Annotated in this window: 11 protein-coding genes; 7 read left to right on the top strand and 4 right to left on the bottom strand. The window is 53.6% G+C overall.

The annotated features are described in order from the left end of the window. The first annotated feature begins 38 nt into the window (after positions 1–38). Genes QHL1GM_RS05180 through QHL1GM_RS05170 form a run of 3 tightly spaced genes read left to right on the top strand, consistent with a single transcriptional unit; the run spans position 39 to position 2,586 of the window. Positions 39–1,400 (top strand): nodulation protein NfeD, encoded by a 1,362-nt coding sequence (locus QHL1GM_RS05180; protein ID WP_071693514.1) that lies wholly within the window; start codon positions 39–41, stop codon positions 1,398–1,400. A 57-nt stretch (positions 1,401–1,457) separates the two neighbouring features. Further along, a complete protein-coding gene (locus QHL1GM_RS05175; RefSeq protein WP_071693513.1) occupies positions 1,458–2,246 on the top strand; it encodes a slipin family protein in 789 nt (262 codons plus the stop codon). A 22-nt stretch (positions 2,247–2,268) separates the two neighbouring features. After that, entirely contained in the window at positions 2,269–2,586 is a 318-nt protein-coding gene (locus tag QHL1GM_RS05170) for an antibiotic biosynthesis monooxygenase (protein WP_071693512.1), read from the top strand. Positions 2,587–2,610: 24 nt separating this feature from the next. Here QHL1GM_RS05170 and QHL1GM_RS05165 read toward each other — a convergent pair whose 3' ends face one another. The 3 genes from QHL1GM_RS05165 to QHL1GM_RS05155 form a co-directional block, all read right to left on the bottom strand. Then, a complete protein-coding gene (locus QHL1GM_RS05165; protein ID WP_071693511.1) occupies positions 2,611–3,213 on the bottom strand; it encodes a YqaA family protein in 603 nt (200 codons plus the stop codon). Between the two features lie 8 nt (positions 3,214–3,221). Beyond that, positions 3,222–4,040, bottom strand: a complete 819-nt coding sequence (locus tag QHL1GM_RS05160; RefSeq protein ID WP_071693510.1) for a DUF1206 domain-containing protein — start codon at positions 4,038–4,040, stop codon at positions 3,222–3,224. Positions 4,041–4,246: 206 nt separating this feature from the next. Further along, positions 4,247–5,167 carry a glutaminase gene (locus tag QHL1GM_RS05155; RefSeq protein ID WP_071693509.1) on the bottom strand — a complete coding sequence of 307 codons (921 nt, stop codon included), beginning with the start codon at positions 5,165–5,167 and terminating at the stop codon, positions 4,247–4,249. A gap of 220 nt (positions 5,168–5,387) precedes the next feature. Between QHL1GM_RS05155 and QHL1GM_RS05150 the strand changes: the two genes are divergently transcribed. The 4 genes from QHL1GM_RS05150 to QHL1GM_RS05135 all read left to right on the top strand — a co-directional run bounded on the left by QHL1GM_RS05150 (position 5,388) and on the right by QHL1GM_RS05135 (position 8,387). Further along, positions 5,388–6,245 (top strand): bifunctional transcriptional activator/DNA repair enzyme AdaA, encoded by an 858-nt coding sequence (locus QHL1GM_RS05150; RefSeq protein WP_071693508.1) that lies wholly within the window; start codon positions 5,388–5,390, stop codon positions 6,243–6,245. 33 nt (positions 6,246–6,278) lie between these two features. Beyond that, entirely contained in the window at positions 6,279–6,791 is a 513-nt protein-coding gene (locus QHL1GM_RS05145) for an O-acetyl-ADP-ribose deacetylase (protein ID WP_071693507.1), read from the top strand. Between the two features lie 103 nt (positions 6,792–6,894). Continuing rightward, the gene (locus QHL1GM_RS05140) at positions 6,895–7,332 is read left to right on the top strand and encodes a nuclear transport factor 2 family protein (RefSeq protein ID WP_071693506.1); all 438 of its coding nucleotides are present in this window, start codon (positions 6,895–6,897) and stop codon (positions 7,330–7,332) included. 398 nt (positions 7,333–7,730) lie between these two features. Continuing rightward, positions 7,731–8,387, top strand: coding sequence for a 4'-phosphopantetheinyl transferase superfamily protein (locus QHL1GM_RS05135; protein ID WP_071693505.1), 657 nt, complete (start codon positions 7,731–7,733; stop codon positions 8,385–8,387). Positions 8,388–8,412: 25 nt separating this feature from the next. On the opposite strand, the gene QHL1GM_RS05130 is transcribed toward QHL1GM_RS05135, so the two are convergent. After that, the gene (locus tag QHL1GM_RS05130; protein ID WP_083570975.1) at positions 8,413–12,462 is read right to left on the bottom strand and encodes a Pls/PosA family non-ribosomal peptide synthetase; all 4,050 of its coding nucleotides are present in this window, start codon (positions 12,460–12,462) and stop codon (positions 8,413–8,415) included. Positions 12,463–12,657: the final 195 nt, after the last annotated feature.

The following is a 12,657-nucleotide window of genomic DNA, read 5'->3' as shown; positions in this document are numbered from 1 at the left end:
GGATATTGGTTTAAAGGCGCGGAGCGCGAGGAGTGGATATGCAAATCCTTTCTCTCAAATCGCACTGGCTCTGGCTATTCATTGCTGGTCTGTTAATGGCTGCGCTTTCGTTTACGTGGCAGGCCGTAGCGCAAACTTCGTCTTCCAGCGCTGTGGTGCTTAGTATTCAAGGCGCCATTGGCCCAGCGACAAAAGATTATCTAGAGCGCGGCCTGCGCCATGCTCGCGAGCAGGGTAGCGAGGTCGTGATAGTTGAGCTCGATACCCCCGGCGGGTTGGTAGACACCACCCGCGACATGATTCGAGAGATGCTCAATGCAGACATCCCGGTCGTGATGTACGTATTCCCCAGCGGGGCGAGAGCCGCAAGCGCGGGTACCTACTTGCTATATGGCAGTCATGTGGCAGCGATGGCACCATCGACCCATCTGGGGTCTGCAACTCCGGTACAAATGGGCGGTGGCGGTATGCCTGGTAGCGATGCCGAAGAAGATCAAGATGCGTCTGATGGGCCGGCCCGTGAAGGTAGCGCCATGGAGCGTAAGGTCATGGAAGACGCGGTGAGCTTCATCCGCAGTTTGGCTGAGCGCCACGGTCGCAACGCCGATTGGGCTGAAGACGCAGTGCGTAATGCAGTGAATCTCAACGCTAGCCAGGCATTAGAGCAAAACGTCATCGACGTGGTAGCACGTGATATTGAAGACCTGCTAGGGCAGCTAGATGGCATGACAGTGGTCATGGAGCGGGGGGAATACACCTTAGCCACCGCTGATCTTGCCATTGAGCGCTTCGACCCGGATTGGCGTACCCAACTACTTTCGCTGATTACCAACCCCAATATCGCCTATTTTTTAATGATTCTGGGCTTTTACGGGCTGATATATGAGCTTGCCAGTCCCGGTAGCCTATTTCCTGGCACCATCGGAATCATTTGCCTGCTGTTGGCGCTGTTTGCGTTCCAGGTGCTGCCGATTAACTACGCCGGACTAGCGTTGATGGTGGTGGGATTGGCGCTAATGGTAGGCGAGACGCTACTGCCCAGCTTCGGGGTGCTGGGGGCAGGAGGCATCGTTGCCTTTGTGCTCGGCTCGGTCATGCTAATGGATGCCGAGTATCTGGCTATTTCAGTGCCGCTTATCGTGGGTGTTGCACTGGTATCAGGAGGCCTAATGCTATGGACTCTGATGCGCTTTGCAACGCTTCGTCACCGCCAGGTGCATACCGGCGCGGAGCAGCTGATTGGCGCAGACGCCATTGCCCTGGAGGATTTCGATACCAACGGCCACGTGCGATTGCACGGTGAGCGCTGGAACGCGGTAAGTGATGTTCCGGTTAAGCAGGGCGATCAGCTTACAGTGAAACGCCTCGAAGGGTTGACGGTATACGTCTCGCCCCACTAGGCCCTCAGTTGTCGTGCGTTATTCATGTGACAGTCCAGCAACTTGATGAGGTGATCCATGATTATTTCGTATTTAGTTCCAGTAGTGCTGGTGTTGATGCTGATTGCCGCCTCCATACGCATACTGCCTGAGTATAAGCGTGGCGTGGTGTTCTTTCTTGGCCGGTTTCAGAAGGTTAAAGGGCCTGGGTTAATCATTGTGATTCCCGGTATTCAAAAGATGGAAGTGGTTGATCTACGTGTCGTTACCATGGACGTGCCCGAGCAGGACGTGATCTCTCGGGATAACGTGACGGTTAAGGTAAATGCCGTGCTCTATTTTCGCGTGGTCGACCCTGAACGGGCGATTATCCAGGTGGAAAATTTCACCCAGGCTACTAGCCAGTTGGCCCAGACCACGCTTCGCTCCGTGCTGGGTAAACATGATTTGGATGAGATGCTTTCTGAGCGCGATAAACTCAACAGTGATATTCAGGAAATTATCGATGCCCAGACCGAGGCATGGGGCATTAAGGTGGCTAATGTTGAGATCAAACATGTGGATCTGGATGAGAGCATGATCCGCGCCATTGCCCGCCAAGCAGAGGCCGAGCGGGAACGCCGGGCCAAAGTGATCCACGCTGAAGGGGAGTTGCAGGCCTCGAAAAAGCTGGTCGAGGCAGCCAATGTGATGCAGGAGAACTCGGCTGCGCTGCAACTGCGCTATCTGCAAACCATGAGTGATATGAGCAATAAAAATGCGTCGACGATTTTCTTCCCGTTACCCATGGATATTATGGAAGCGTTTAGGGACATGAAGCTTAGACACTCGTCACCTGCGCCAAGTGGCGATAAACTGGAGGAGTGATCTTAACGAGCGCGAAAACCTTATGCCCTTAATTGCCAACACTCCCGAACCGCCTTACTACGCAGTTATTTTCACCTCACTGCGCACCGAGGTCGAGAACGGCTACGACGAGATGGCGGCAAGAATGGTCGAGTTGGCAGCGCAGCAGCCGGGTTTTTTAGGTGTGGAGTCGGCCAGAAACGACGTAGGTGTCACGGTCTCTTACTGGGCTGATGTTGCCTCTATCAAAGCGTGGAAGGCTCACGCCGAACATCTAGAGGCCCAGCGATTGGGCCATCAGCAGTGGTATCAGCATTTCAAAACCCGTATTGCCAAAGTCGAGCGGGATTACGGCATATAGGTGGCAAACCACCTGTTCAATTGGTTATACCACTCGCCCCGCCAGCGCCTGCATTCCTGCCGCCAGCCCTAGTACAGTGACCCCCGCCACCAAACTGGTTACCAAGGCATGGCGTTTCCATAGCACCAGCACACCATGCCCAAAGCGGTGAACCAGCCAAGCCAGGCCGAAGTAGCGCAAGCCTCGGGCGATTAACGTCGCCAATACAAACATCACAATCGGGTAGCCGGAAAGCCCCGCGGTAATCATCGCCACCTGGAAGGGGATGGGCAGTATGCCAATGGCTAAAATCGCGGCAAAACCGTACTGATCGAAGAAGGTTTGGAACGACTGATAGCTTTGCTCCATCCCCATAAATTCAATAAACCACGTCCCCACCGACTGATACAGCACTAAGCCAATACTGTAGCCAACCAGTGAAGCAACGAGGCACCCAGCGGTGGTGACGGTAGCAAGCAGCCAAATGCGCTGCTTGTTAACGGCCATCAGCGGTATCAAAACCAGCTCGATGGGGATGGGTAAAATGATCGTTTCGAGAAAGGAGAGGGTGCCCAGTAACCACAGCATATGCTTCGAGCCGTGAATGCGCTCGAACCACTGTTTAGTCCGTTCTGATGTTAGGGCCATGGTGGTGATTACGATTCGGGATTAATGCGGCGGTAAATAGCCGCTAACACACTATAGAGACCGAATGCGAACAGCCCCAAAGCGACAAACGCAAGCAACCACTGGCCGTAAGGTTGGCTTCGCAGCGTACTAAACACTTCGCCCATACCGCCTGCTTGATCGGGGTTGATTTGATAGGCGGCAATGATGAAAAAGCTACCCACGATCACAAACACAAGGCCGCGAATCACTAAGCCGAAACGGCAGATGGGGTAGGCCCATTGTTGAGTTTGTGGTGGCATAGCAAAGTGTTTATCGAATTTGGCCTTGTAGCCTTTCAGCGCGTGGGCAATACCTACGCCAATCATGACTACGCCAACCCCGCCTACCAGCCAGCGCCCGAAAGGCTGCTGCATCAGCCAGCCCGCTACACCCTGCGAGCCGCCGCCTGAATCACCAGAAGAGCCCGCGAATTGGAAGATGAGCGTTGCGGCAAAGAATGCTAACAACGTATGGGTAATGGCGCTGGCCAATAAGCCCGCACGAATAGCCAAGCCTTTGGCGTCGTTGCCGTGATGGTCGGTGTCTTTGACTGCCTGGATAGTCCGCCACATAGCGTAGCCCACCAAACCTATGGCCATAATGGCTAACAAGACTTTTCCGAAGGGAGCGGTGAGCAAGCGCTCTAAGGCACCCCGGCTGCCTTCCGTTTGTCCGCCTTGCCCAAAGGCTGCCAGCGCTGCAAGGCCGCCTACTAATACATACACAGTGCCGCGTGAGGCATAGCCCATGCGGGCGAAAAGAGTAATAGCATCACGGTGGTCGGGGTTATTCATACTGTTGGCCATGGGGTCCTCCTGACTTATTATGGCGTTGCGCATCCCTATGCAATTTAGCTCATGTGGAGCGTATAAGCGGCCCATACTGGCCTTGTGCTGCGCTATTGTCCAGCCTAGGCAAAGTGACTCGGCTAATCACTATTTTTCAGTTGTGGGAGCAGAGTAAGAGTAAAGCCCTGTGACTATTTTAAAAAATAGCGCAACAAGCCATTCCATTAATGCCCAAACACTGACCAACCGGTGCGCTGCACAAACATTTCGAGTGCTTGGGTGCCTAGTAAGCTGTTGCCGTAGGGATCTAACCCCGGTGACCACACCGCAATAGAGCCATGTCCCGGAGCAATCGCCAGAATGCCGCCACCCACGCCACTTTTGCCGGGCAGACCAACCCGAAAAGCGAACTCCCCCGAGGCGTCATAATGACCGCACATCATCATTAGCGAGTTGATACGGCGCGCCCGCTGGGGCGCTACCACGCGAATGCCGCTGGGTTTGTTGATACCGTCTGAGGCCAAAAACAGCCCCGCATGGGCAAGCTGTTCACAGCTCATGGCGATAGCGCACTGGTGAAAGTAGGTGCCTAGCACCTTATCGACATCGTGGCGTAGATGGCCAAAGGCCTTCATAAAGTGCGCCAGTGAAGCGTTGCGGTCGCGGTGGGCCATTTCGGAAGCGGCGACGGCGTGGTCAAAACAGATGCTGTCGTCATTGGCGACATAGCGTACAAAGTTGAGAATCTCGCCCAGGGTCTCTTTGGGTTCATGGCCCATCATAATCGCATCGACCACCGCAATGGCGCCTGCATTGATAAACGGATTACGCGGTTTGCCGCTTTCGTGCTCAAGTTGAACGATGGAGTTGAAGGGGTCGCCCGAGGGCTCACGGCCCACTTTTGTCCAAAGTGAGTCGCCCATCTGCCCAAGCGCAATGGTCAGCGTAAACACCTTCGAAATACTCTGAATCGAGAAGGGGGTGGTAGCACAACCCGCCGAGTACACTTTGCCATCCACAGTGGCGAGCGAAATGGCAAACTGCCGTGGGTCAACATGGCCGAGCTCGGGAATATAGTCTGCGACCTTGCCACGCTCTTCTGCTTTCGCCATGGACGTTGCAATATCATTGATCAAGTCTTGCATGGGCGTATCGTGTACCGTCAATTGAGGCGGGGCATCACCCTAGCGAAAATTAGTGGAAATGTCTGTTAAACATAGCGTCTCTTTTAAACTAGTGTCTTTATTAAACCAGAGTGTCTGATCACCCGTCAGTGCGCAAGATTCGGGTCGGCAACTAGCCCGTGAACGCTTAGGCTGATAGGTAAGTAAGCAGCCCCTTTATGACGGCTAGAGAGATATTAAAATGAACGATTATGAGCGTATCGAAAAAGCGATGGCCTATATGGTGGCCCATGCGGCAGAACAGCCCAACTTGGAAACGGTGGCTGCTCACGTTCATTTGAGTGCCTTTCACTTCCAGCGGCTGTTTTGCCGCTATGCGGGGGTTAGCCCCAAACGCTTTTTACAGGCGCTCACCTTAGAGCGCGGCAAGCAGTTGATGCATTCGTCCACTTCTTTGTTGGATATAGCCCATACCCTGGGGCTTAGCGGTGGCTCGCGGCTTTACGACCATTTCGTGCAGTTAGAGGCGGTCACCCCCGGCGAGTATAAACGCCAGGGTGAAGGAGTGGAGATCGCTTACGGCGTTCATGCAACACCCCTCGGGAGCATATTTGTCGCGGTAACGCCGCGGGGTATCTGCCGAATGGGCTTTGTCGATGTGACTAATTCGGAGGAGTTACTGGCAAGGCTTGCCAAAGAGTGGCCGCGCAGCACCTTTCGGCATAGCCCAGAGGCTACCCGCTACGCGGTGGAAGCGCTATTTACCCAATCTGAAGAGGGAGCTGCCGCTTTGTCGCTGCATGTCACAGGCACTAACTTTCAAATAGCGGTTTGGCGAGCGCTGCTGACGATTCCTGAAGGGCAACTAGCCAGCTACTCCCATATTGCCCAGGCATTGGGTACACCTAAATCGTCCCGTGCCGTGGGCAATGCGGTGGGTGCTAACCCCATCGCGCTATGGATTCCCTGTCATCGGGTAATCCAGCAAAGCGGCGCGCTCGGCGGCTACCGCTGGGGCTTAGAGAAAAAACAGATGGTGCAAGCCTGGGAGCTGGCGCAGGTAAGCGCTAAAACCCCTGTGGCTGAGCGCTGTCTATAAGTTGTCAGGCCTGAAAACAGGGAGGTTACTTTTATGCATATCAATGCCATTCAAGCGGATATCACTAGTCTTAACGTTGACGCAATAGTTAACGCTGCCAACACCTCATTACTCGGTGGCGGCGGTGTCGATGGTGCGATCCACCGCGCTGCCGGGTCAGGGCTTCTTTCCGCATGCAGGCAGCTGGGTGGCTGTGCTACTGGCGATGCCAAGATTACTGAAGGCTTTAATTTGCCAGCTCGCTATGTCATCCATACGGTTGGTCCGGTTTGGCAAGGAGGGGAGCGGGGTGAAGCGGCGTTACTGGCTTCATGCTATCGGCGCTCACTGGCCTTGGCTGCTTCAGTGAAAGCCCGTTCGTTGGCTTTTCCAAGTATTAGTACTGGCGTTTACGGTTACCCTATTGGCAAGGCTGCCACTATTGCCGTTGCAACGGTCAATGCCGTATTAGAAGACACCTCTGGTGTCGAATCCGTGACTTTCTGTTGTTTTTCCGCGGAAGACTTTACGGTTTATCAAGCGTGTCTAAATCAGTTAAGCCGCTAGCGTAGTTGGAAGGGGAAAGCCGATAAAATATTTCTAAAAGCTGTCGATCTAGCCCAACGTCACCCGACCATTAAGTGAACGCACACTTAATAGGAGCAACGAAATGGGATCGTTAGCGGATAAAGCAGCGATTGAGGAGCTGTTAGCGAAATTGACAAGGGCCCATGCAGACCATGACATTGACAGCATAATGGAAGTGTATGCGCCAGAAGCGCGTATCTTTGATTTAGCACCACCGCTGGGTCGTCACGGCATGAATCGGAGTCGACTTGTCGCTTGGCTGGCTACATGGGATGGCCCTATTCGCATCGATGCCAAGGACATCGAACTGCGCATTGATGGCCATTTGGCGCACTTCTCCGCGCTAAACCGGATAAGCGGGTTTCAAAGCAGCGAAGCTCAAGATATATGGTTTCGTAGCACGATGGCGCTTCAGAAATTGAATGAGAGCTGGAAAATCATTTGTCATCACTCTTCTGTCCCTTTTTATATGGACGGTAGCTATAGCGCAGCGGTGGACTTAACGCCAAGCCTCTTTTAAAGGCATGGCCGTGCACGAAGGTGGCATCCCCGACGTGATCGCCGTTGAACAGCACTAGCGTCTTGAACACGTCGAACAGTAGTACGGGGGGCTTGAGGTTTCATTGGCAGCGGCTGGCATCGGTAAACTCGATGACTATTTTGGCAGGCGGCAGTGTATCGCAAGCATTAAGGGCATCACGTGCTCGCTGACCTCTTCGCGGTGTAATCCCACGGGCTCTGGTTTTCCTCGCGGGGGCACCATCCCAGCGCCCGTTTAACGGGTGTCTAGAATATCCAGGGCGATTCAAAGGAAGCTGGATAAGTGGGGAACAATGGGTCACGATTTATCAACGCCTAGTTTCAACTCAGAAACAGGAAAAAACATCCAAGAGTGAAGTGTCACGTGGAGGGCTCACGATGCAGCATACCTTCAACCTCCGTGAACTTTATAGCCAGCAGTTGAACCTTCGTGTTGCTTCGTTGACTGGACGACGGGGTATCACAAGGGGCAAAGCTGGCGACCCACCCGCACACTCCGGCTATAAGGCCGGCCATCGGGGATTCCAGGTGTCTCGCCGGGCACTCCGCATCCTTCTCAGTATGCAGGTTCAACATCGCATCCCCCCCGAAGAGTGGATCCTGGCTTCGAGCACTCAGGGTAAGCCCTTGGTGCTGGGTCCAGAACTGGGCTTTCATGTTTCGATAGCATACGCGGGCTCCATTTGTGGCGTCGCCACCGCCCAGCACCGGCTCGTTGGCATCGATCTGGAACCTCTCCCTGGCCAGTTCGATGATGATTTCCCTATATATCTGCTTTCGGAACCCGAGACCACTCTCGTCCACGATTGTCCCACTTTGTTCTTGAGGGTATGGACATTGAAAGAGGCTCTGGCCAAGGAGCAGGGCATTGGGCTGATCGGCGACACCGACAGCCTGGACACTTCGTCATATGCCCGATCACCCCCTGGTCGGCTGATCGACCGCCCCGACGGCGGGACGGCCTTTCACTGCCACTTTTGCATCGGTAAGCACCGCTACGCTCTGGCACTTATGCAGGGTCCGCTTCTGCTTTAGTTAGTGGACACTCCGATCATGTGAGCTATTGCACGGAATTCAGGAACGCCGGATTGCCACACCACCGAGACCCCAAGCTTGTGCATTCCCCCTTCATCAAGAAGCTATGCGGCTCGACCAGTGTGTTATCGCCAACCGCGGTGCCATAATGAACGAAGGCCTTGACCCCGAGAGTCACGCCGCTACCCAGGATGATATGATCCGACTTGAAGGTCCCCTCCTCAAGGGAGTGCGCCTGCATGGTAGTCGACGTATTCAGTGTACAATTATCTCCGATCGTTACCAGGCTCTTCTCTGTGATAGAACATCCCTCATCGTAGAGCTTGCGACCAACACGGACATTGAGTGCTCTCCACACTAGCCCCTTGAATGGGGTGCCATTTAGCAAGGAAAGGTGAGTGGAGACGACAAGCTTCCAGAACTTTTCGTGCCACCAGAAGTAGTCATCATAAATTGAACAGTACTGGGGCTCATGGTCACCAAAACCGTAGGAGAGACGCTCGATCAGCACCACATATCCGATAGAGACAAGCGACAATAATAGGCTGGTAACGGCAAGTCCAAATGTGCTGCTAAGTCCCAATCCAAAAATTAAAGCATGTCCGATGATTACCAGCAGTACAAGCAGCCCTAGGCGGGCGGCCAAAAACAAACCTATCGTGACCAGATTTGAGCGATTCTTTAATCTCAATCGAGCAGCTAATATATTCGGCTCTTTGTAGTAATCGAATTTTGTGTCCCGTACTACCTTGCGGGGAATCTCAAAAACTGGCGAGCCCAGCAATCCGGTATTTTCACGAGGCTCTCCATCAATAGGCACCATCGCCATAGTGCCAAAAAGCACGTTATCTCCGGTCTTTCCGCGGCTAGGATAGATTATTTCGTTTCCAAGGTAATTATCCTCCCCGAAGCGGACTCGCCCAAGACGAAAGGATGCATTGGAAAACTCCGCATTTGCCATAATAAGATTGTCTGAAACCATAGTGCCGAGTCCAAATTCGCAGAGAAATGGTACATCATGGCGTTGTTGAACTCCGAAATTTGACCCAGACTGCCGCACGCCATTGAATCGATAACCCAGCGCTTTCAAATAATAAATAATATAGGAGCTATCCCCGAATAATAGATTAAAGAACCGGGAGTTGGAGCTCTGTATCATCACCTGCAACATATAGTGCCGTAATCCAAACAGGCGATACTCCTTGTTTTCTCGCAGGAATAGCCAGGCCAGCCGAGGGGTGACCAACGTCCAGACCAAGCCCAGCGCGATCGATCCCGCAAAGACGGCGACCGAGTAGCCGACAAGGGTGGGAAGCGCCGTGATAGTATCAACTGGCAATCCCAGTGTCGGAGACTGACCAGGTGCTCTGGCTGTCTCGGGTCGATACAAGTATGTAATGATCATGATCATTACGAGCCCTAGCCCGAAGGACCATGTGCCGAGCTGGGCAACCGAATAGCCAAGGCGCCTGATCAATGAAACATGTCCAGGCTCCAAGGTCCGGAAACGCGACGATGTCACGACAGCCGGTGTGCCATGATAACTTAACCCGGCCCTAGCGATCTGGCCGTCGTGCAGGGAGGAGGAATGCCCAAGTTCGGCATCGTCTTCAAGTTGCGTATTGATGTCCAGGACGGCACCATCGCTGATATAAGTACGTGCCCCCACCTTTACCGGGCCGGTGACGATTCGACCATCGACTGCCTTGTAACCCATGATCTTGACTCCACGACCCACCACCGCCTGCGGACCGATATGGATAAGGTCCGTGCAGATAGGGGGACTGCACAACACTACGGCACTCCAATCTATGCGGGCACCCAGCGCTTTCAAATAAGCATTGTAGAGTGGAGTCCCCGGAATCATGGCTAGCGGAGACGTATTGACCAAGGTTTTCACTGTCCAGAATCGAGCGTAGGTCATCCCCCATATCGGAAAAGATTCTGACCGCCAGCGACCGATTAAGAGCCATTTGGCAGCGATGGGAAATACAGACATAAACACCAAGAGGCCAACCGAAAAGGCGGCCGCTCGTCGGTACATTTCAAATCCCACCCCACCCGCGAGACACCACTGAAATCCCTGGATAAAAATTATAAAGAAGACCCAAGCGTAGCAAAAAGACACGATAACCTGATAGGCCCCTGTACCCCAGTAGGCGAAGTAGCTGGCTTCATATAGAACTTGCCTATCATGCTCCCGTGCCAGGGGTTCAGTATGACTATTAAGAATGGCTGCCAGTTGTCGAATTGTTGGTGCCTGATAGATCTCGCGCATGGAAATGCCGGTCGTCTGAAAATCGCGGCGAATTCGTGCGCTGAAACGCGCCATCAGTAGCGAATTGGCGCCTAGATCACCGAAGAAGTCATGCGTTACCGAAACTGACTCCATGTTAAGCAGCTCGGCAAGCATCTCGGCAAGCCGCGATTCAAGTGCCCCTTGAGGTGCCACGTAATCGGCTGACCCGCGTATCAGACGCTTTCCCGACGGCGGTGGCAATGCGTTACGGTCCACCTTATCGGACGGAAGCATCACGATCGACTCTAGACACTCATAATAGGTAGGCACCATATAGGTGGGCAGCTGCTGTGATAGCGTATGTGCCACCTCTTCAGGCGTCACGTGCATATTCGTCGTGTAATACGCCACCAACTCCTTGATACCGGGCCTGGGCTCGAAAGTATCCACCACCGCTTGCACAACTCCCGAACACTGCATGATGACGGACTCGATCTCCGTCAACTCGATCCTGTAGCCCCGTATCTTGACTTGGGTATCGATCCTACCGTGGTATTCGACCTGTCCTGCCTCATCTATACGCCCTAGATCCCCGGTCCGATAGATACGGCCCGAGGGGTTATCAGGAAGTCCAAGGAAATCCCTGATGAAGGCTAGCCCTGTCAAGTCATCACGCCCGACATACCCGGGCGAGAGACCGATACCGGCAATCCCGATTTCCCCGACTTCCCCCTGCCTCAGCGCAGCAGGTCCGTTCGGATCAAGGATAACAATCATGTAACTCGGCAGCGGGCTGCCAATGGTCACGGGTTCGCTAGGACGCAGCACCGCGACAGTCGCGGTCACCGTCGCCTCGGTCGGCCCGTAGGCGTTAAGAATAATCCTGGTGTCGCAGTGCCAGCGGCGAACAATCTCTTCCGGACAGGCTTCACCCGAGACGATCAGAAGCCGGAGATCAGGCAGATCGGGCAACTCCTCATCGATAGTGGCAAGCAACGTGGGTACACAGCAGAGTGCCGTAATTTTACGTTCTGCGAGAAACGTATGGAGCTCCTCACCCATTAGGCTACCGCCGGACTCGCTGGGTACCAGAGTCGCACCAGCTAGGAGGGGCACCCAGATCTCTTCCACCGAAAAATCAAATGCCAGAGTGAGTCCCTGATAGACTCGGTCTCCTGGTCGGTAGCCATAGGTTTCTGCCGCCACTCGGACGAAATTGACGATCGAATGATGCTGAATTTTTACCCCTTTCGGTTTACCGGTAGACCCTGAGGTGTAGATGATATAGGCAAGATCGTTTGTTGGTATACGAGGCTCAACTCGAGCCGGGGAATATCGCGACCGCTCTTCGACGAGCGTGTCAAGACTAAGCACAGGTAGTTGGGCCACATTAGCCAAGTCGACATACTTAGCTACCGTTAGGACGATTGAGACACCTGCATCCCGAGTTATGTACTGTAGTCTGTCAGCCGGAAGCTTGGGGTCGAGCGGCACATAAACCGCCTCTATCTTCAGTACTGCAAGCAAGGCAATGTACGCCTCGATGTTCCGGTCGAACAGGAGTGCCACCACATCGCCGGCTTCTAGTCCCTGATCTATTAACAAGCATGCTAGTCGGTTTGCCTCTGCTTCGAGGCTGCCAAAATTTATGTTTCCCTGCTCGGTCTCGATAGCGATCTCATCTGGCCTCTGCTCTGCCACCACTTCGAATAGGTGGTGCAGGCGCTCACCGGGCATCCACCTTGGTCTCGTATCACCACTTCTGGTCAAAATGGTAGGAAACTCATCAACGAGATCAATGGAATCTATTTCTAACGTGTTATTGGAATTGTTCATAATTAACCCCTGCTAACAGCCCAATGTCGAACCACCGGATACTATCCGCAGCCTCTTATGAACTCTGAGACTTCATCCACGGCACCAGTGGAATAACCCCTCATACTTCATTTTACTTCAGCATTACTTACAACTACCTGGCCTCGCTAGCCACGAGATATGTATCGAATCTGTGACACAGCCGAAACAGGGATT

This window comes from Halomonas sp. QHL1 (assembly GCF_001882345.1).
Lineage (GTDB): Bacteria > Pseudomonadota > Gammaproteobacteria > Pseudomonadales > Halomonadaceae > Vreelandella.
This window is presented reverse-complemented; position numbering and strand designations above follow the sequence as displayed.